The sequence below is a fragment of the Cypionkella sp. TWP1-2-1b2 genome (genome assembly GCF_049896245.1).
GTDB lineage: Bacteria > Pseudomonadota > Alphaproteobacteria > Rhodobacterales > Rhodobacteraceae > Cypionkella.
Genome location: NZ_JAFCTX010000034.1, coordinates 1 through 18,601 on the forward strand (window position 1 = coordinate 1; position 18,601 = coordinate 18,601).

Annotated in this window: 15 protein-coding genes and 1 pseudogene; 4 read left to right on the forward strand and 12 right to left on the reverse strand. The window is 58.7% G+C overall.

Going from position 1 to position 18,601, the window contains the following annotated elements; genetic code table 11:
* Nucleotides 1-116 precede the first annotated feature (116 nt).
* Genes ACP7AP_RS18515 through ACP7AP_RS18540 form a run of 6 tightly spaced genes read right to left on the reverse strand, consistent with a single transcriptional unit; the run spans nt 117 to nt 4,939 of the window.
* On the reverse strand, nt 117-551 hold the full coding sequence (locus ACP7AP_RS18515) for a hypothetical protein (RefSeq protein ID WP_426036490.1): 435 nt from the start codon (nt 549-551) through the stop codon (nt 117-119).
* A gap of 52 nt (nt 552-603) precedes the next feature.
* Nucleotides 604-1,878 (reverse strand): ABC1 kinase family protein, encoded by a 1,275-nt coding sequence (locus ACP7AP_RS18520; protein ID WP_426036492.1) that lies wholly within the window; start codon nt 1,876-1,878, stop codon nt 604-606.
* Nucleotides 1,879-1,934: 56 nt separating this feature from the next.
* Nucleotides 1,935-3,497, reverse strand: coding sequence for a cryptochrome/photolyase family protein (locus ACP7AP_RS18525; protein ID WP_426036494.1), 1,563 nt, complete (start codon nt 3,495-3,497; stop codon nt 1,935-1,937).
* Nucleotides 3,494-3,667 carry a DUF2256 domain-containing protein gene (locus ACP7AP_RS18530; RefSeq protein ID WP_426036496.1) on the reverse strand — a complete coding sequence of 58 codons (174 nt, stop codon included), beginning with the start codon at nt 3,665-3,667 and terminating at the stop codon, nt 3,494-3,496. The genes ACP7AP_RS18525 and ACP7AP_RS18530 overlap by 4 nt, the downstream gene beginning before the upstream one ends.
* The gene (locus ACP7AP_RS18535) at nt 3,661-4,638 is read right to left on the reverse strand and encodes an SDR family NAD(P)-dependent oxidoreductase (RefSeq protein WP_426036498.1); all 978 of its coding nucleotides are present in this window, start codon (nt 4,636-4,638) and stop codon (nt 3,661-3,663) included. The genes ACP7AP_RS18530 and ACP7AP_RS18535 overlap by 7 nt, the downstream gene beginning before the upstream one ends.
* Nucleotides 4,631-4,939: a hypothetical protein gene (locus ACP7AP_RS18540; RefSeq protein WP_426036500.1), complete on the reverse strand. Its 309-nt coding sequence runs from the start codon at nt 4,937-4,939 to the stop codon at nt 4,631-4,633. Before ACP7AP_RS18540 ends, ACP7AP_RS18535 begins: the two co-directional genes overlap by 8 nt.
* A gap of 1,176 nt (nt 4,940-6,115) precedes the next feature.
* On the opposite strand from ACP7AP_RS18540, the gene ACP7AP_RS18545 reads away from it, so the two are divergent.
* From ACP7AP_RS18545 to ACP7AP_RS18560, 4 genes are all read left to right on the forward strand, one after another.
* Nucleotides 6,116-6,595: a fasciclin domain-containing protein gene (locus ACP7AP_RS18545; RefSeq protein WP_426036502.1), complete on the forward strand. Its 480-nt coding sequence runs from the start codon at nt 6,116-6,118 to the stop codon at nt 6,593-6,595.
* Nucleotides 6,596-8,018: 1,423 nt separating this feature from the next.
* Nucleotides 8,019-9,182: a Gfo/Idh/MocA family protein gene (locus tag ACP7AP_RS18550; RefSeq protein ID WP_426036504.1), complete on the forward strand. Its 1,164-nt coding sequence runs from the start codon at nt 8,019-8,021 to the stop codon at nt 9,180-9,182.
* 23 nt (nt 9,183-9,205) lie between these two features.
* On the forward strand, nt 9,206-11,302 hold the full coding sequence (locus ACP7AP_RS18555) for an FAD-binding protein (protein ID WP_426036506.1): 2,097 nt from the start codon (nt 9,206-9,208) through the stop codon (nt 11,300-11,302).
* Nucleotides 11,295-12,224 carry a sugar kinase gene (locus ACP7AP_RS18560; protein WP_426036508.1) on the forward strand — a complete coding sequence of 310 codons (930 nt, stop codon included), beginning with the start codon at nt 11,295-11,297 and terminating at the stop codon, nt 12,222-12,224. The genes ACP7AP_RS18555 and ACP7AP_RS18560 overlap by 8 nt, the downstream gene beginning before the upstream one ends.
* Nucleotides 12,225-12,230: 6 nt before the next feature.
* Here the strand turns inward: ACP7AP_RS18560 and ACP7AP_RS18565 are convergent, their stop codons facing one another.
* The 6 genes and pseudogenes from ACP7AP_RS18565 to ACP7AP_RS18590 form a co-directional block, all read right to left on the reverse strand.
* The gene (locus ACP7AP_RS18565) at nt 12,231-12,395 is read right to left on the reverse strand and encodes a hypothetical protein (RefSeq protein WP_426036510.1); all 165 of its coding nucleotides are present in this window, start codon (nt 12,393-12,395) and stop codon (nt 12,231-12,233) included.
* Nucleotides 12,392-12,841 (reverse strand): hypothetical protein, encoded by a 450-nt coding sequence (locus ACP7AP_RS18570; protein ID WP_426036569.1) that lies wholly within the window; start codon nt 12,839-12,841, stop codon nt 12,392-12,394. Before ACP7AP_RS18570 ends, ACP7AP_RS18565 begins: the two co-directional genes overlap by 4 nt.
* Before the next feature lie 26 nt (nt 12,842-12,867).
* Nucleotides 12,868-13,896, reverse strand: coding sequence for a LacI family DNA-binding transcriptional regulator (locus ACP7AP_RS18575; protein WP_426036512.1), 1,029 nt, complete (start codon nt 13,894-13,896; stop codon nt 12,868-12,870).
* Between the two features lie 101 nt (nt 13,897-13,997).
* Nucleotides 13,998-14,321 carry a Dabb family protein gene (locus tag ACP7AP_RS18580; protein WP_426036514.1) on the reverse strand — a complete coding sequence of 108 codons (324 nt, stop codon included), beginning with the start codon at nt 14,319-14,321 and terminating at the stop codon, nt 13,998-14,000.
* Nucleotides 14,318-17,421, reverse strand: a pseudogene (locus tag ACP7AP_RS18585) (GMC oxidoreductase). The gene ACP7AP_RS18580 and the pseudogene ACP7AP_RS18585 overlap by 4 nt, the downstream one beginning before the upstream one ends.
* Complete coding sequence (locus ACP7AP_RS18590; protein ID WP_426036516.1) at nt 17,418-18,530, reverse strand: ABC transporter ATP-binding protein; 1,113 nt, start codon at nt 18,528-18,530, stop codon at nt 17,418-17,420. The pseudogene ACP7AP_RS18585 and the gene ACP7AP_RS18590 overlap by 4 nt, the downstream one beginning before the upstream one ends.
* Nucleotides 18,531-18,601: the final 71 nt, after the last annotated feature.

Consider the following 18,601-nt stretch of genomic DNA (forward strand, 5'->3'; position numbering starts at 1 on the left):
GATGTCTGGGCCGAAGAGCAGGCAGCGCTGATGCCGTTGCCAGTCGCCTTTGACGGCTTCATCGAGCTGAGCAAGCGCGTCTCACCCACATGTCTGATCAGCTTTGATCGCAATCGCTAGCCGGTGTCCGCCAGTTCCGTGGCCCATGCATCGAAACATTCCAAGCCGGTCTGCCCGTTCATAGCCCGGTCCACATCGCGGCGCAGGCGGCGGTCTCGGTCAAGATCGGCGAGATCTGCGCCCAGCCCGGTACGGTAACTGTCCCAGACCTGTGGGCGACGTTCCAGCCAGCCCTTGAAGTAGCCGCGCCAGATCACCTCTTGTACGAATTTCTCGGCATCCTCGGGCCCGTGGGCGGCAAGTGCCGCCGCCACGGCATCGGACTCCAGCACCAGCCTGCGCCGGACATAGGGCGACAGCACTGACACTGCCTTGTGCGCGCTGGGACCACGATCGGTATTGCGGCCATTGGCATAGCGCCGCCCCATACGGGGCGTGAAAGCTGCCAGAATTTTCTCGCCCTCGGCGCGGCTAGCAATCCAGTCTGTCATCTGATGCATCTCATAAAAATTCGCCTTACAGATGATGCGCGCCACCGAGATTTCAACACAGCGTGAGTGTGTCGCGAGAATACGCCTCAACCATCGGGCGCAGAGCCACGCGTGCCCGCAGTTTTGCCGCCAACAGATACATGCCGCCAATCTTGCGATGCAAAAACAGCGTGGCGGCGGGCGGCACGTGGGTAAGCTCGCGGTCATTGCCGATGGCAAGGCCCATGTCGCGCAGGCGTTCCAGCAGATCGCTGCGGCCGAAATCGAACGGGGCATCCTGCCGCAGCGGTGCCATGGCGACATCAAACATGGACTGAATCAAAGTCTGATGGTGCGGCGCTGTGGCCGGGCCGAAATAACCAATGCGCAGCATCGCGTCCCGTGTCTCCGCCGCGCCACCGTCCAGCGCCACCTGAGCAAGAGAGCGGAAATCGGCAGCCAGGTGTGGAGCGATGGGCTGGACTGCGCCGAAATCCAGCAACACGACGCGGCCTGTGCTGCAGTCATAGCGGTAGTTGGCAAGGTTGGGGTCGGTCTGCATCGCGCCGAACATGAACAACTCGCGCAGAACAAGGTCGATCAGCGCGGCGACAACCTGGTCGCGCAGCGCCTGAGGCGCGTCAAGCAGACTGTCCAGTGGGGTGCTTTCGACATAACTCATCGCCAGAACCTGCGGAGTACAAAGTGCCGTGTGCAGTTCAGGCAAAACAAACCTGTCAGACCCGGCCAGCAGGGAGCCAAACTTTGCCAGATGCTGCGCCTCGGCCAGATAGTCGGCCTCGGCGTGCAACTGGCGCTTGGCTTCGGTCAACAGCGGCGACAGATCCATCCCGCGCGGCAACAAGCCGGGCAGACGCATCAGCGCGGCTATGTTGTCCACATCGCTGTCGATGCTGGCCCGCACACCGGGATACTGAACCTTGATCGCAAGGTCAGTGCCATCCAGCGTCACGGCCCTGTGCACCTGCCCGATCGAGGCGGCGGCAAAGGGTCGCACATCGAAGCGCCGAAACTGTTTTAGCCAATTCGCCCCCCATTCGGCATTCAACACGCCTTGCAACTGTTTGGGCGGCATGTGTTTTGCATCATCGCGCAGGCTGGCGAGGATTTGGGTCAATTGCGGCGACAGGACAAGGCCCGTATCCATCGACAGCATCTGACCCAGCTTCAGCGCGGCCCCGCGCATGTGCGACAGCCCTTCGGTCAACCGTAGCGCGTTGGATGGCGTCAGTAAAAGATCTGACAGACCGGGGCGCTGGCCTGTTACCAACTGCCGCATGCCGCCTGCCACAACGCCGCCTGCAATACCAGCGACCACGCTGCCCATGTGAAACAGCCGCGATGTCCGGCCTGTTGGTACAGAAGCGGCCCGCTTTGGCTCCATCACCATGGCAAATTCAACTGCGACTGTGTCGTTTCCTTGGGTGGCTCAAGCCCTGATAAAAACTGTGCGGCAGAACGTGTGATGTCGGCCCGCTGTTCGGCGGGCATTTTGGAGAGGGTCACATAAGGCAGCGACATGCGGGGGTTGGGCCGCAGTGTGGCGGCGTTCTCGATCAGGAAGTTCCAGTACAAGTAATTGAACGGGCAGGCCTTTGGTCCAAGTTTGACTTTGGGATCATAGGCACAGATTTTGCAGTAATCCGACATCCGGTCGATATATGCGCCTGAAGCGGCATAGGGTTTCGACCCCAGCCGCCCGCCATCGGCATGCATCACCATACCGTGCACATTGGGCAATTCGACCCATTCAAACGCATCGGCATAAACGGCTAGATACCATTCCTCGATCTGCGCCGGGGCCACACCGGCCAGTAGCGCGAAATTGCCCGTCACCATCAGGCGCTGGATGTGGTGGGCGTAGGCGTGGCGGCGCGTGGTGCCGATACATTCAGCCATGCAGCGCATCGGTGTGTCGCCGGTCCAATACAACATGGGCAGGTCGCGGGTGGCGTTCAGGTGGTTGGATAGCGCGTAGTCGGGCATTTCCGTCCAGTAGATGCCCCGCACGAATTCACGCCAGCCCAGGATCTGGCGGATGAACCCCTCTACCGCGTTGATCGGCGCGTCGCCGGACTGGTAGGCCATCTCAGCACGGGCGCAGACCTCACTTGCGGTCAGAAGGCCGACATTCAGGTAGGGCGAGATCAGGCTATGATACAGAAAATCCTCGCCCGCCTTCATTGCGTCCTGATAGTCGCCAAAGGTTGGCAGGCAGTCGGTGATGAAATGATCCAGCGCCTGCAAGGCATCGTCACGGGTTACGGCCCAGCCAAAGGGTTCCAGATCGCCGAAGTGATTGCCAAAGCGGGCCGCCACCAAAGTCAGCACGTCGCGGGTAATGGTATCGGGGGAGAAGCGGCGGCGCGGCGGCGGGCGCTGGCCGCGCGGCAGGGCTTTGCGGTTTTCGGGGTCAAAGTTCCATTGCCCGCCCTCTGGCCCATCATCGCGCATCAAATGACCGGTGCGTCGACGCATCTCGCGGTAGAAGAACTCCATCCGGCCTGTCTTTCGGGCCTTGGCAAGGGCCGCAAAGTCGGCGCGTGAGCAAAAGAAGCGGTCATCCTCGCGGATGTCCAGCGGTGCGCCTGCGTGCCAGGCTTGCATCATCTGCCAGACGCGCCATTCGCTTGGCTCTGTTGCGACGATGGAGGCGGGGCGATGGCGCAGCACGGCTTTGGCCAGTTCGGCACCGAGGTCCTGCTGGTTGTCGGGGTCGTCCATCCGGACATAATCGACCCGCAGACCCTCGGCCCGCAGGCTTTCGGCGAAATGGCGCATGGCGGACAGCACGAAGGCGATTTTCTGCTTGTGATGCGGCACGTTGCGCGCTTCTGCCGAAGCCTCGATCATCAGGACGATATCCTGCGTGGGGTCAATGTCGCGCAGGGCTGACAGGCCGCGCGTCAACTGGTCGCCAAGGATGAACCGCAGATGCCGGGTCATTTCTGGCTTTCGCGGCAAGGCGGGAGGGTGGATATGCCGGATCGGCAGCGGTCAGAGCAATACTTCACGCTATCCCAATCGCGCGCCCATTTCTTGCGCCAAACAAAATCAAACCCGCAAAATGCGCAGGTTTTACGCGGCAAATCGGCCTTCTTGCGCATCTTTACCATGTTGGCTGGCCTCTTTCAGCCCTTGTGCGCAGGCACGAACAGCCGCAACCCACTGCGATCACCTGACCAGACATCCAGTCGGCCGGATAGGAAATCAGGAACACCGCAAGGGCCGCAATATCTTTTGGTTTGCCAAGGCGCGGCAAGGCGTGCGACTGCGCGATCGAGGCCGATATCTGTGGATTGCCTGGCAACATCGCCGCCAAAGGCGTATCGGTCAGCGATGGCGCAATGGAATTGATACGGATCTTCGGGGTGGCTTCGGCGGGCAGCGCACGGGTCAATCCCTTGACAGTCCCTTTCGCCATCGACACCGAGGCATGCGCGGCAAAATCTTGTGCGACCGCCACCGAAGAAAACAATACGACCGAGGCAATTTGCGGTGCTGCTTTCAACTCGGCCAGCACCGCTTGTACCGTCAGCGCAGCAACAATCGCGTTCACCCTGAAATTGCGGACAAAAACTGCGGTCATTAACTGCGCAAGCGGACGCAGATTGATGCTGCCCACTGCATTGACCAGCCCCGCCAGGCTCGCGCCAGCCTCGGCGCTGACCCGCGCGAAGGCGGTGTCATTCTGGACATCGGCCCGACTGGTGCTGTCCGCCAGTTTGTCGGCCAAAGCCGCCAACTTGCTGGCATCGCGCGCGACCAGATGAAGATCAAAACCGGAACTTGCCAAAATCCGCGCAGAAGCAAATCCAACACCGCCTGTGTCACCCCAAATCATAACTTTGCCGGTCTCAGAGCTTTGCTGGTCATGAATACGCCTCCGTTGTTTCGCGCATAACAACGAATTGGGCGCATCTAGCCTACAGGTTGAACTCCGAGCCAATTTTTTGTAGGCAGGATAAATATTTATCTGACTTCCAACTCCCGTACGGTCTGCATCAAAAAGGCGACCTGATGTGGGCCTTGCCACCTGAACTCGCGCCTTGCCATCTGTACTCAAACTCGTAATATTCTTAATCATGGTTGTCGTCTTCGTGCCGACCGGAACGTCGGATGAAAACCTGCGTTGTCTTCGCGGCAGCAGTCAGGGTGGCAACAGTAATCGCTGCTGCAGCACTCAATACCGTATGCCCCAACACGTTTATGGCCAGAACGGTGTCGCTTGCGATTGCGATTGAAAAAGCTCCAGCCCACATCAAACCAAGCGACTGAAGGACATAGTAGCGAACGGCCACGCTAGGAATGTTTCGAATTCGACTGACTTCGTAATCAAAAAAGATGTTCCAAACATGCGCAGCCGAACGTTTAATGCTTGCAATCATTGCTGTAGGCCTTTCCCAGACACTGAAACAGGTTCAATTCACACGATTGCAAGCCATTCCTCGTACGGTTTCCCGCCATTCTTCGAAATCTGAAATCACATAAGCTCAATACGCTTGAGTAGCATGTTTGGATCACCTTGCAGTCTTTGGCCAAGCGTTGTGCTCAGACCTGCGTCGTGTGATGCAGTAGGTCAGGCTCCTCAACTGCTACTGTTTGGGGTCAGACAGCATTCTCCAGAGTTTTCGCTATGGTCTTGAACGAACCACAAATCATTGCAATCGCTGGAGCAGGAGGGGATCTTGGCGGACGCATCGTCAAGCGTTGATCAAACGGAAGGCCAAGGTGCGCGCAATCGTGCGGCCAAGAATGACTGCCGCGGACGGCGCAACCCTGACGGAGCTTGCGGCATAGATCTTTGCTGTTGATCCGGCTGATCTCAAGGTAATGGCAACCGCACTAGGGTACTGTATTGGCACGACGCGGAGCAGTTTCTGGATTTCACAAGCAAGAACAATGTGGCGGATTATACGGCTGCGGCAGAATTTGATCCCGCCACACCGCGCTCTCCGAGGATAGCGGGTAACAGCGTCAGTGTCCGAAGCTTGGCAGCCACCCTTAGCAAGGTGTCAGGGCAGCGCTATCGCCTGCTTTGGGTCGGCAGTTTGGCAATGCTTGGCGCAATGATCGGGCTGGTCAAGTGTGTTGCACCTCAGGCTGATTTACCATTTCCCGCCTCGCAGGGTATGCAATGCATGCGTGACCAATTCGTGGCGACGTTCAACTGGTAACGTTGGACAATGCAAGATACCCCGGCATCAACTGGACCTCAGTGCGCGAGCATCTTGCCGGTATGAAAGCATTTAAGGCTTGAACGGCGACGGTCGCGGCGGGGCCGCAGTTGCCTTACGTCACGACGGTGAAAGTGTTGAAATTGACCTCATTCAAGCCGACTTTCCCGAAGTGACGTTTGGCTTGACGCCAAAAACGCCGGATTAAGCCCTTGCGTCAGGCTTCCAAGATTAACAGCGCGGCTTCGGCCATGCCACGTCTGCGCTGATCACGCCTTTTCGCGTTGGTCACGAAACCGTGAGCCAAGGACAAACGCATGATCCAGCAAGACTCCAGACTGCGTATCATTGATGTTAATTCAGCAGATAACCAATGGAGAGAACCAAATGATCCGTAGAACATTCCTTGCTGTGACCGCCGCCGTTTCGTTGATGTCAGTACCTGCATTTGCAGGCGAAATGGACATTGTTGACACCGCAGTCGGCGCGGGAAACTTCACGACGCTGGTGGCAGCAGTTCAAGCAGCGGGTCTGGTTGAGACCCTGAAAGGCCCCGGCCCGTTCACTGTGTTTGCGCCCACCGATGCGGCCTTTGCCGCGCTGCCGGCCGGCACTGTGGAGGACCTGCTGAAGCTTGAGAACAAGGACAAGCTGATCGCAATCCTGACCTATCACGTCGTGCCGGGTGCTGTGATGTCCACCGATCTCACCGAGGGTATGAAGGCCAAGACGGTGAATGGCGCTGAATTGATCATCACCCTCGAAGGCGGTGCCAAGGTGAATGGCGCGGTGATTTCTACTGCCGACATCAAGGCCACCAATGGCGTGATCCATGTGATCGACGCCGTGATCCTGCCGCCGATGTAAACGCGCAACTTGGGTGGGCCGGAAGGCCCACCCAAATCTTATAACTCAAAACTAATAGGGAAATCACCGTGAAGCGCGGCTTTACATCGCGCAACGCTGTTGCCCCGCGGCGGTTGCCAAGTTGCAGCGCCCCGATCAATCCGAAATAACCTTATCCGACATTTCGCAAGTTGCGTGCCGTTTGATCGCGAGGCCGCCTGATTTCATATTTTGAACAAGTGTTTTGTGGCCCGTGCGATGTAACTTCTGCCAAACCTGCAGAAAGTGGGAATATCGGTTCGTGAGCGCCCAAAATCTTGGTTATGTGGCGACGATCTTCAGCGCGTAGAGTGAACTTGCCCTGTCGCTTTCGTTCGCTCTTGAGCAGTTTCAGCGCAGAGCACATGACGGTGGCTCTCTGATACAGTGAATCCCTCCGAAGACGGCACGGACCATCGGGTCGGTCACCGCAGCATCCAGCTAGCTGGAGGGAAATGGCGCGGAAGTGACGCATGGCGCGGAAGTAAAACTTGATAAGCTTAAGTTGCGGGCTGGTCATAAACAGCCGACCATGGCATTGGGCAGCTCGATGCAGCTCAAAAAGGTGGGAGGTTGCAAGCCAGATCACCATCCCGACCGCCGGTTCTCAGCGCCCCCAGGACACCGCAATGCGGTCGCCCAAGGTTCTGTCGGGTGTGACGGCGACAATAGCCTTCACAAAGAGTCTGTGGTTGTCGCCCTTTGTCAACGGCGGATTAAAACCCTGCCACTTAGACGGAGCAAAAGTAGGCTATTTGCGATGTGTTTCTGAGTTGTTTGCGGGTGTGCTGCGCCATGGCAAGCGCTATCAACTCCGGTCACTGAATGTCAGAATTCCTGTTAGGATGAGACCTCGTGTCCGAGGTTTTGCAACACCAGGTGGCGCTCGGGACAACCAGCACATCTGTGCCGTTGGTCGGACAGCCGCGCGGCCCCCGTTCCCCGGAAAGCCAGTATTTCACGATGGGTTCGCTCGCCCCTGTCCAGCGCATCGCCGCCTTCATGGCTTGGTGCGTCGCGCCAAGCTAGTCGTGCAACGCGGCGGCGATGGCCCACACAGCTCACCGCCGCCGATGGTTTCGCCAGCGTGTTTGAACGGGACCGGCTTGTGCGGTTTGCGTGGCGCGCGGTTTAAGTGGAAAATGAACTCGTCCGACGGAGTCAGGCTGCCGCTCGAAGTCATCCGGCAAGCTCGGCCCGTATCACTTCGTCGTCAGGTATTCACCCGGCTAAGTAGCATTCGCTACGCAAAGCGTGACGGCAGCTGAATGCGGATGGGATTCAATCATTGACAAGTTTGGAACGTTACAGTAAAAATGGAACGTTCCATATACACTTATCAACCTAACTTTAGGACGGGGGGAAGCGTATCCCTTGGGGCACATTTCAATTTGGAGGAAGCGAAGTGGCTGAAGTCAGGGTTGCAATTTTGGGGGCGTCGGGCTGGATGGGCAAGGTTCATACCATGGCCTATCAGACCTTTCCGCATTTCATGGGCACCGCTGGCGGTACAGCATCGGTCGTTGCCTTGGTTGAGGAAAATCCCAAGGCCGCAGCCGAGTTGGGCTTTCGCGCGCCGGGGGCAAAGATTTTGCAGTCGTGGCGTGAGGCTGTTCAGGACCCCGAAGTTGAGCTGATCGACATCTGCCTGCCTGACAGCCTGCACTATGAAGTGGCAAAGGCTGCTCTTTTGGCGGGCAAACACGTGTATTGCGAAAAGCCGTTGGCCGAAACGGCCACGCAAGCCCGTGAGCTTGCCGATATCGCGAAATCGAAAGGCCTGATCACGCGGGTCGGGCATGCCTTTCCGCGCAATCCGGTGCATGATTTGGCCCGCGAGATCATTGTCGCGGGTGAGATCGGCGAAATCAAGATGTTCAAGGCCTGCCAGCATGTCGACGTTTATGGTGATCCGCTAGCCCCGTTCATGTGGCGCGCGGATGGCAAGCTGGCCCCCACTGGCATCATAGGCGACACTGGCACGCATGTGTTCAGTTTTATGGATTTTCTTGTAGGCCGGGTTAGCGAATTGATCGCCGACACCTTTATCGTTACGCCTCGGCGCCCGGTGGTTTCGGGCCTTGGCTATGGCGAGCAGGCCCGGCTTTCGGGCAACGAGCAGTGGTCGGATGTGACCAATCCTGATGGCACAAATATCTTGTGTAAATTCGCCAATGGTGCGCGCGGGTTGGTCGATTTTAGCCGTATGGCGACGGGCCGCAAATTCATGCAGACTTATGAGGTCTACGGCACCAAGGGCAGCCTATCCTACACATATGACGAGGTTAACCGCCTGCGGTTTTACACCAATGAAGACGCAAATGGCCGCCGTGGGTTCCGCGAAATTGATGTGGGCCCCGAGAGAGAAACCTTCCGCGCCTTCCTGCCGCTGCCGAATTTTGCGCTTGGCTACAACGAAAGCAAGATCATCGAGGCGGCAGAAGTGATCCGCTCGATCACTACGGGCCAGCAGATGTGGCCGACCTTTGAGGCTGGGCATCACATCTGCCAGATTGTTGACGCCTGCATGGAATCTTCCCGCCTTGGGCGGTGGGTTTCAATCGCCTGACGCCAGTGATGGAGCATACCGCCGTGGCAGACACCATTTCGCAAGACATCCTGAATGCGCTGACGGATGTAGACATGCCCCGCTTGGAGCCTGAGCCAGAGATCGAAACAGTTGCGGCGATGCAGGGCCACAGCGTGCCGATTCATGCTTGTGGCACTGTAGTGATGGGCAGCGGTGCCGCCGGGTTGCGGGCTGCGGTCGAGTTGAAGCGGCGCGGCACGGATGTGGTGGTGATCAGCCAAAGCGCATGGGGCGGCACATCGGCCTGCTCGGGGTCGGACAAACAGACGCTGCATACCGCGAACACGTCGGATCGGGGCGACAATTTCAACGAGATGGCCCGAGCGATCCGGGCGGGCGGCGCGATGGACGAAGACAGCGCGTATGTCGAGGCAGTAGGTTCGGTGCGGGCGATGGCGTCGCCGCAATTCCTTGGACTGCCTCTGCCGCAGGACGACTTTGGCGGCACGCTGCGTTATCAGACCGACCATGACGATGTCGGCCGCGCCACCAGTTGCGGGCCGCGCACATCTCGGCTGATGGTCAAGGTGCTGGCAAGCGAGGCGATCCGGTTGGGTATTCCTTTCTTCAATCAGACGACTGGGGTGCGCATATTGGTCGAGGGGCAAGGCTATCAGCGCACGGCTGCCGGTATCCTTGCAGTGCGGCCAAAGGCGCAGACACCAGACAATCCGTATGGGCTGACGCTGTTTCGTTGTAAGGCGTTGGTCATTGCGGCGGGCGGGCCGGGTGAGTTGTACCGCGATTCAGTGTTTCCAAATGGCTGTTTCGGGTCATTGGGTTTGGCGCTGGAAGCCGGTGTCGATCTGGTCAACCTGACCGAAAGCCAATTTGGCTTCGGCACCCGGCGTGAAGGCTTTCCGTGGAACTTGTCGGGCACCTATGTGCAGGCTATGCCCTATATCTATTCAGTGGATAATCAGGGCGCCGAGCACAACTTTCTGGCCGATTATTACCGGACCACGCAGGAACTTGCCTCGAACATCTTCCGCAAGGGCTATCAATGGCCGTTCCATGCCACCCGGATGCTGGACTTTGGCTCCAGCATTGTTGACTTAGGCGTAACCCGTGAAAATCAGGCGGGGCGGCGGGTGTTCATGGATTTCAACCGCAATCCTCTGCCCGTGCCCGGCGATCTGCCCTTCAGCCTTGACCGGCTTGACGCGGACGTTGCGGCCTATCTGGGAAAGGCGGGTGCGAAGCAGGGCCTGCCGATTGACCGGCTGCGCCAAATGAACCCGCTCTCGATCGAACTGTACTTGCGGTACAAAGTTGATATCCGCCGCGATCCGCTGGAATTCGCCGTCAACAACCAACACATGAATGGCGGGATCGCAGTTGATACATGGGGACGCAGCAATCTGCCCGGGCTTTATGCCATTGGCGAGGCGGCGGGGACCCATGGTGTGACGCGGCCAGGTGGGGCGGCGCTGAACGCGGGGCAGGTGTTGGGAACCCGTGTTGCGGAACACATCGCGGCAAGGGGGCTGGCGCAGACTGCGCCGGAGGGCCACATCGACACACAACTCTCTCACGCGGTAGGCGAGATTAAACGGGTGCTTCGTGCGGACAGTTCGTTGACCCTGCGCGCCATAAAGGACGAGGTTCAGGCCCGGATGAGCGATCACGCAGCTATTCTGTGCACGCCGCAAGATGTTGCCAGCGCCCTGAAGGCGGCTACAATGCTGAATCAAACGATCCGCACCGACGGCATTTCCTTCATGCGCGGCGGTGAGATCGCGCGGGTTCTGCAATGGCAGCAAATGGCCCTGGCGTCAGAGGCGGTTCTTGCAGCTTTGCATCACTACATTGGTCAAGGCGGCGGCAGTCGCGGCGCGCGGGCGATTTGTGATCCGGCAGGCGAGGCTACTCCGATGGCCAAATCTGGTCCCTTGCACGATGTGCGTTTCCGAAAAGAACGTGAGCAAAATCAATATGAGCAGATTCTGGTGCGGCTGGTGGATGGCGAATTGCAGCTTTCCTCTCGGCCCAATCGCAGCTTTGACGTGTCCGCCAAGCCTTTTTTCGAACGCGATTGGCCGGCATGGCTGACCGGAGCGGTATTTGGTCTGGACCACAGGCAGGTGCGCGATGCTTGATTTCAAGAGCCTGAACACGGTCGCTGTGGGCGAAGCAATGGTAGAGCTGGCTCCGGTCGGCGAGGGACACTATCGACGCGGATTTGCTGGTGACACCTTCAACACCGCATGGCACATGGCGCAGGCCTTGCAGGGGTGCGCTAAGGTGGGCTTTGCCACCCGGGTTGGGCAGGACCGGATTTCCGATGCTTTTGTTGCCGAACTAACGGCGGATGGCTTAGACGTGTCGGTGATCGGGCGCGATCCGATGCGCATCATGGGGCTTTATCTGATCGAGCTGAACGGGGTAGAGCGCAGCTTTCAGTATTGGCGCGACAGTTCTGCGGCGCGTGGTTTGGCCGCGGACGCAGGTGCTCTGGCGCAGGCTTTTGCTGGTGCGGGGCTGATCCATTTGTCGGGCATCACGTTGGCGATCCTGTCTCCTGCTGACCGCGAAACGCTGTTTGCCGCGCTGGCCGAGGCAAGGGAAAGTGGGGCGCGGGTTTCGTTCGACCCGAACATTCGACCCCGGCTGTGGTCCTCGATGGACGAAGCGCGGCAGACCATTTCGCAGGTGCTGGCGCTGACCGATATTGCTCTGCCCAGCTTTGACGACGAAGCGGCAGTCTGGGGAGATGCGACATCAAAGGCGACGATTGCGCGCTTTGTATCCGCTGGCGTTGCCGAAATTGCGGTAAAGGATGGGGCAGGGCCGGTTTCGGTCTTGTCAGACTGTCAGATCGAGACTGTGCCGACTCCGAAGGTTCAAGGCATCCGCGATACCACTGGGGCAGGTGACGGGTTCAATGCGGGATATCTCGCGGCCCGTTTGCTCGGCCAGACGCCGGAAGTTGCTGTCACCTTCGGGCAGAAATTTTCTGGCGAGGTGATCCGGAATTTTGGCGCGCGTCTGCAGAAGGCTTTTGTCCCATCCTTAACCTGATGCGGTTCAACCGCCACGCAGCTCGCGAACCCGGCCAGCTGCCTCGGCGGCATTGCGGCGGATGACGTCCCAGTCTTCCACCGCAATATCGGCGCTGGTGGCAATCCATGTGCCACCTACCGCACGAACCGGCGCATAGCCCAGCCAGTCGAAAAGATTATCCCGTGTCACTCCGCCTGTCGGGTTGACCCGATGCGGGTGTGCAAATAGGATCTGGCGATGTTTTTCAGTATGGTAAGCCCGCCTCCGGCCATGGCCGCGAAGAACTTTACCAGTTTGCAACTGGCGCGCAGGGCGATTTGAAGATCCGAAGGCGTCATGATTCCCTGCGCAAACGGCAGGCCGATTTGCGACACAGAGTCCAGGACCGCGCGGTCAAGTCCAGGTTGAAGGGCGAACATCGCGCCTGTGGCTTTGGCTGCGTCGGCTTGGGTCTTGTTTAGTACCCTCCCTGCACCGACGTGCATTTTGGGGCGATGTTCCGCGATCTGGCAGATGGTTTCGATAGCGGCAGCGGTATGGAAGGTCACTTCGACCATCCTCAGATCACCGTCGGCAAGCGCATCGGCCAGAGGCAGCGCGTGGCGCGCGTCATCAAGTGCGATTACAGACACCACGCCAATGGCGGCCTGATCGAAAATGTTTATGGCAAACTCCCGGAACCGCGTCCGCTCGATTGGCGAATGGAAAGGCTGACCGTAGTGCGCGTTTCGGGCGGGGGAGCGTTGCGGTTTTCCAGCCAATCCACAACTGTCATTGCGGCTTGCACTCCGATCCCTGCAATATCGCATCGCACCGAGGAAAGGGACGGATAGGCCTGCGCAACCTCTTCGATGTCGTCAAAGCCCATAATCAGAAAATCCGTCCCGACGCGCCATCCGACCTCGTGGCAGCCCGAAAGCATCCCCAAAGCCACAAGGTCATTGAAACACACGGCAGCATCCACGCCTGCGCGGTCGGCGAATAGCTGGCGGGCGGCGTTGCGGCCAAACGCGCGACTGGCCTTGCCAGTCATGATGATCGGCTCCAACCCCTCTTGCGCCAGAACCTCAAGGTATCCCGCCTTGCGTTCTTCGGTTACGGCGCGGCCATCAAGCCCGCCGACAAAGGCGATGCGGCGTGCGCCTGCAGCGATCAGATGCCGTGTCGCGTCCCGGCTGCCTGTCAGGTAGTCGGGCGCAATCAGGGGGAAAAGGTCCAGCCTCTCATCCACCCGGCGCAGCATCTGCATGGTGGGAATACCGCCGCGCGCGATGGCGTCAAAGGTCGCGCGTGTCTCGCCATACGCCGGGCAGATGATGAGCGCCGACACGCCATGTTCAATCATGGAGCCGACGACCTGATCTTGCAACTCAGGGCTTTCGTCGGTGTTGGCGATGACGGTTGAGTAGCCACGTTCGGCCATTGCCATTTGCAAGGACGTGGCGAATTCGGTGAAGAACGGGTTGCGCAGATCGTTGATCACAAGGCCAATCAGCCCGGCATTCGACATCCGCATGTTGGCGGCGGCGCGGTTGTAGACATAGCCGATTTCGGCCATTGCCTTACGCACAAGCACCCTCGTTTCCTCGCGCACAGAAGGGCTGTTTTGCAGCACGAGGCTGACCGTCGATTTCGATATTCCGGCATGCTTTGCCACGTCGATAATGGTCGGTCGGCGGTTGGTGTTCATTTGGTCCAAACCCATCGCATTGCTTGCAGAAACTTTTGCCGCCTAAACCAAGAACACGCCAGAGTTTTGTAGCTTTGATCAGGCCACAATCTGCTCATGGCTTAGATTTCTGTGCCCGTCACTGACAAATCAAAGCACAAGATCCCCTCCTTGCCTCCCACCGCCGCCGCTGTCAACTTGGCCCCAAGCACTTGATGTTCGGGATGGTCCTGATAGGCTTGAAGTGTGTCCCAATCTTTGAAATCGGCAATGAATCCGTGCATATAGCCGCGCTCCATCTGCTCGGGGCTTTCGCTTTTGCCTGCGGTGATCGCCAGCAAGCCGGGGACTTTGCCTTTGATCCGATGCAATTCGGCAAACAGATCGGCAATCATAGCCTCGGAGACGGTGCGTTGAAAGCAGATGAGGACGATGTGACGGATCATTCAGAGATAATCTTGTTGTCGATCTTGATCATGTCGGCGGCTTTTTCCCCGATCATGATTGCTGCGGCGTTGGTGTTTGAAGAAATGACGGATGGCATGATGGAGTTGTCAACGATGCGCAGCCCGGCGATCCCGTTGAAGCGCAACTGCGGGTCCACCACTGCCGCCGCATCTGCGCCCATTCGGCACGTTCCTGCGCAATGATGGGAGGTCTTGGAATGCTGACAGATAAAGTTGAAATAGTCCTCGTCCGTGCGGACATCAGGACCCGGCAACCGCTCGGCCAAGATGTACTTTTTCAGCGGCGACTGGGCCAGTATCTGTTGCGTCAGTTTTAACCCCGGATGGTCATTTCGCGGTCAATCGGGTCTTGCAGATAGTTGGGGTCGATCAGCGGCGCTTTTGCCGGATCGGCGCTTTGCAACCGCACCGATCCGCGTGACCTTGGGCGCAAATAGCAGGAATTGAGCGTGATCCCCCCCTGCGGCATCGACACCACGCCATGTTCGATCCCGGTGCCAAGCCCAAGATGAAACTGGATATCGGGCGAGCGGGCATCGGGGTCAGCATACCAAAAGCCCCCCGTTTCAAACAAGGACGAGGCCACTGGCCCCCTGCGCCCAAACAGGTATTGCAGCCCGGCAAGCGCCGCCCAGTGTGGTTTGGCATAGCGGTCATAGCTGTAGGGGCCGGAAAGTTCGGTGATGCAATACAAGTCGAGATGGTCTTGCAAATTCGCGCCAATCTGCGGTTGATCCAGAATAACCTTTATCCCCAACTTGGTCAGATGATCTGCTGGACCGATCCCCGACAGTTGCAACAGCCGCGGTGACCCAACGGCGCCGGATGCCAGAATTACCTCGGACGTTGCAGTCAATCGGCTCCCGTCCATCAGATCAACTGCCGTCGCACGCCCGGCTTCGACCACCAGCCGCCGTACCTGCGCACCGAGGCGCACGGCCAGATTCTTGCGGTGCCGGTTCGGCGCAACATAGGCCATCGCCGCAGAAGACCGACGCGCGTGGCGTTGATTAAGCTGGTAATAGCAAACCCCGTCCTGCTTTTCGCCGTTGATATCCATGTTGCGTGGAATCCCCAGCTCTGCTGCGGCCTCAAAATAGGCCTCGCAAATTGGCAGGGGCGCACGCGGTTCGCTGACGCCCAGCGGGCCGCCCTTGCCGTGGTACGTGTTGTCATAGGTCTCATTGTCTTCAGCCTTGCGGAAATAGGGCAATACGTCGTCATAACCCCAGCCGGTGCAGCCCATTTGTCTCCAATCGTCATAATCCTGCGCATTGCCGCGCGTGTAGACCTGCGCATTGATCGCTGAGCCACCACCGATCACCTTGGCTTGGGTATAGCGGAACACCTTGTTCTGCATGTGCTTCTGCGGAACGGTATTCCAGCCCCAAGACCCGATGCCCTTGGTCATTTTCGCAAAGCCTGCGGGCAGGTGATAGAAGGGGTGGCGGTCGCTACCACCCGCTTCCAACAGCAGCACCTGCGCTGTGGGGTCTTCCGACAGCCGTCCGGCCAAGACCGAACCGGCCGAGCCGCCGCCGATGATGATAAAGTCGTAACCTTTGGCCATCTGGCCCTCCTGCCTCGCGCTTTGGGCGAGCTTTGTCTGTGCAATGTGATGGGCCGCCCGGATCGCCAAAGCCGCGACGGTCAGCGCCGGGTTGACCGCCGCTGAAGTCGGCAGAACCGAGGCATCGGTGATGAACAGGTTCGAGTGGTCATGGGAACGGCAGAAGGTATCGACAACGCTGGTTTTCGCGTTCCTCCCCATCCGCGCCGTGCCGCATTGATGCGACGGGGTGCGCCGATCAAACGGGCGCGACAGGACCACCGGATAGCCTGCCTGACGAAGTTTGACTTTCAGCTTGGCCACCAACGCCAGATGCGCTTCCCAGTTTGAACGTTTCCAATCCAGCACAACCTGCCCGTTTTTCAATGTGACGCGGCTTTTGGGGTTAGGCAGGTCTTCCGACATCGCGTAAAGATCAACGGGATGGCGGGCGATCCAATTGGCAACAAAGCGCGGCATCGTGGTCGATGCGCGCAGTATGGTGCCTGAAATCTTGCCCAGAAGCTGGACATTGCCCAAAGGCTCGCCCTTGGGGCCACCGGTAAGGTAGTAATCATTCACCATCAGGGTCTTTTGATAGACGCTGTCATTCTTCCACAACGGATGCAGCGCCAGCACGGCTGAGCAGTTGTGGTTCATGAAATTCCGCCCGACCTGATCCGAGCTGTTGGCCAGCCCGTGCGGATGATCGGCATTGGCCGAAGCCAAAAGCAGCGCGGCGGTTCGAATGGCCCCTGCCGCCAGAGCTACGATGGGGGCTGTCAGAACCTCGCCCGAGGCAAGTTCAACGCCAGTGATCTTGCCGTCGCCTCCGGTTTGCAGATACGTGACCATCGCCTTGGTGCGAAGCTGCACATTCTCGTGCTTCAACGCCGATTTCAGTGCCGCGGTTTCGGCATCCATCTTGCCGCCGGTCGTGTCGGGGAAGGCATCCCACGGGGTGCGGGCGCGAGCCAGCCATTGGGACAGATCGACCCCCAGCGGCAGGGACGATGGGTGAAGTCCCACCTTGGTCAAACGCCTGCGAAGGGCGGCAATCGGAGGCTCGTCTGGCACGGGAGGGTGCGAATAGCAGGTGGAATGTGTGGGCTCGGTCGGGTCTTGCCCGACTTGGGCGCGCACCGAGTACATTTTCTCGGCCTGACCATAAGACGGTTCCAGATCGTCGTAAGTTATCGGCCAGCCTGGCGTTGTACCGCCCATATGGGCCAAGGGCGCGAAATCCTCGCGCCGATAGCGGATCAGGACCGCGCCGTAGAACTTCGAATTGCCGCCGACGTAGTAATAGTTGCCGGGGTTAAAGGACTTGCCCTCGCCATCCAGCCATTCCTCCGATGGCCGGAAATAGCCATCGGCGAAAATCGCCTTGTCGCTGCGGTCCTGCGCCGAGGGCATCAGATGCTCGCCCCGTTCAAGGATCAAGCTCCGCTTACCGGTCGGAGCAAGGGCTGCGGCCATCGTGGCACCTCCGATGCCCGAACCGATGATGATGACGTCCGGGGTCGTCATGGCTTGATGCGTTCTTCGGTTTTTGGGTCGAAAGCGACGGCTTTTTCCATGTTGATCGCAAAGTCAAACTCGCACCCCGACACAACATTGGCGTCCGCACGCATCCGCGCGATGATGTCGCGGCCGTCCAGTTCCATAGCCACAAAGGTATCGGCGCCCGCAGGTTCGGTGATGCCAACCAGATTGCGCAGCGGCACAATGTTTTTCGAATTGCGGTCCGCGCCGTCCGGATCAGTGATCGATTCCGGACGGATGCCCAGCAGAATGTCGTGGCCCTCCCACTCGGCAAGATTGGGCTGGCTGAACTTCAAGACTTGCCCGTCCCCTTTGGCGTCCTTGATCTGGGCGTGGGGAACACCGTCCTTCACCACCACCTTTGCAGGGATGACATTCATCGCCGGGCTGCCCATGAAGGTCGCCACATAGACGTTGGCGGGGGTGTCATAGATTTCCTTTGGTGTGCCAAGTTGCTGGACATAGCCTTGATACATTACGGCAATCCGCGTTGACATGGTCATCGCTTCGATCTGGTCATGGGTCACATAGACGATGGTGGTTTTCAGCTTCTCATGCAGCTTCTTGATTTCGGTGCGCATGTCTACGCGCAGCTTGGCGTCAAGGTTCGACAACGGTTCGTCAAACAGGAACACATCCGGGTTGCGCACCAATGCACGGCCCATGGCCACGCGCTGGCGCTGCCCGCCGGAAAGCTGGCCCGGTTTGCGATCCAGCAGGTTTTCGATTTGCAACAGCTTGCCCACATCGCGCAGCGCCTTTTCGCGCTCGACCTTGGGCACGCCGTGCATTTCCAGACCGAAGGTCATGTTCTGGCCGACAGTCATGTTGGGGTAAAGCGCATAGCTTTGGAACACCATCGCGATGTTGCGCTTGGACGGGTGCACCCCGTTCACCACGCGCCCCTTGATCGCGATTTCACCGCTGGAAATTCCTTCCAGCCCGGCTATCATGTTCAAAAGCGTTGATTTCCCACAGCCAGATGGGCCGACCAGCACCAGAAACTCGCCTTCTTCAACCGTGATATTGACCTGATGCAGGACTTTGACGTTTCCATAGGATTTGGTGGCGTTGCGGATTTCAAGAAAGCCCATTGGTCTGCTCCGGTCATCGGGGTTTCGGGTATTTGGCCGCGCGATCAAACAAGTTGCGCGCGCGGCCAGTA

What these genes read in the sequence shown, in the direction of transcription:
- ACP7AP_RS18515 (WP_426036490.1), bottom strand. Translation starts at nt 551, where the DNA reads ATGACAGACTGGATTGCTAGCCGCGCCGAGGGCGAGAAAATTCTGGCA.
- ACP7AP_RS18520 (WP_426036492.1), bottom strand. Translation starts at nt 1,878, where the DNA reads ATGGGCAGCGTGGTCGCTGGTATTGCAGGCGGCGTTGTGGCAGGCGGC.
- ACP7AP_RS18525 (WP_426036494.1), bottom strand. Translation starts at nt 3,497, where the DNA reads ATGACCCGGCATCTGCGGTTCATCCTTGGCGACCAGTTGACGCGCGGC.
- ACP7AP_RS18530 (WP_426036496.1), bottom strand. Translation starts at nt 3,667, where the DNA reads ATGGTAAAGATGCGCAAGAAGGCCGATTTGCCGCGTAAAACCTGCGCA.
- ACP7AP_RS18535 (WP_426036498.1), bottom strand. Translation starts at nt 4,638, where the DNA reads ATGATTAAGAATATTACGAGTTTGAGTACAGATGGCAAGGCGCGAGTT.
- ACP7AP_RS18540 (WP_426036500.1), bottom strand. Translation starts at nt 4,939, where the DNA reads ATGATTGCAAGCATTAAACGTTCGGCTGCGCATGTTTGGAACATCTTT.
- ACP7AP_RS18545 (WP_426036502.1), top strand. Translation starts at nt 6,116, where the DNA reads ATGATCCGTAGAACATTCCTTGCTGTGACCGCCGCCGTTTCGTTGATG.
- ACP7AP_RS18560 (WP_426036508.1), top strand. Translation starts at nt 11,295, where the DNA reads ATGCTTGATTTCAAGAGCCTGAACACGGTCGCTGTGGGCGAAGCAATG.
- ACP7AP_RS18575 (WP_426036512.1), bottom strand. Translation starts at nt 13,896, where the DNA reads ATGAACACCAACCGCCGACCGACCATTATCGACGTGGCAAAGCATGCC.
- ACP7AP_RS18580 (WP_426036514.1), bottom strand. Translation starts at nt 14,321, where the DNA reads ATGATCCGTCACATCGTCCTCATCTGCTTTCAACGCACCGTCTCCGAG.
- ACP7AP_RS18590 (WP_426036516.1), bottom strand. Translation starts at nt 18,530, where the DNA reads ATGGGCTTTCTTGAAATCCGCAACGCCACCAAATCCTATGGAAACGTC.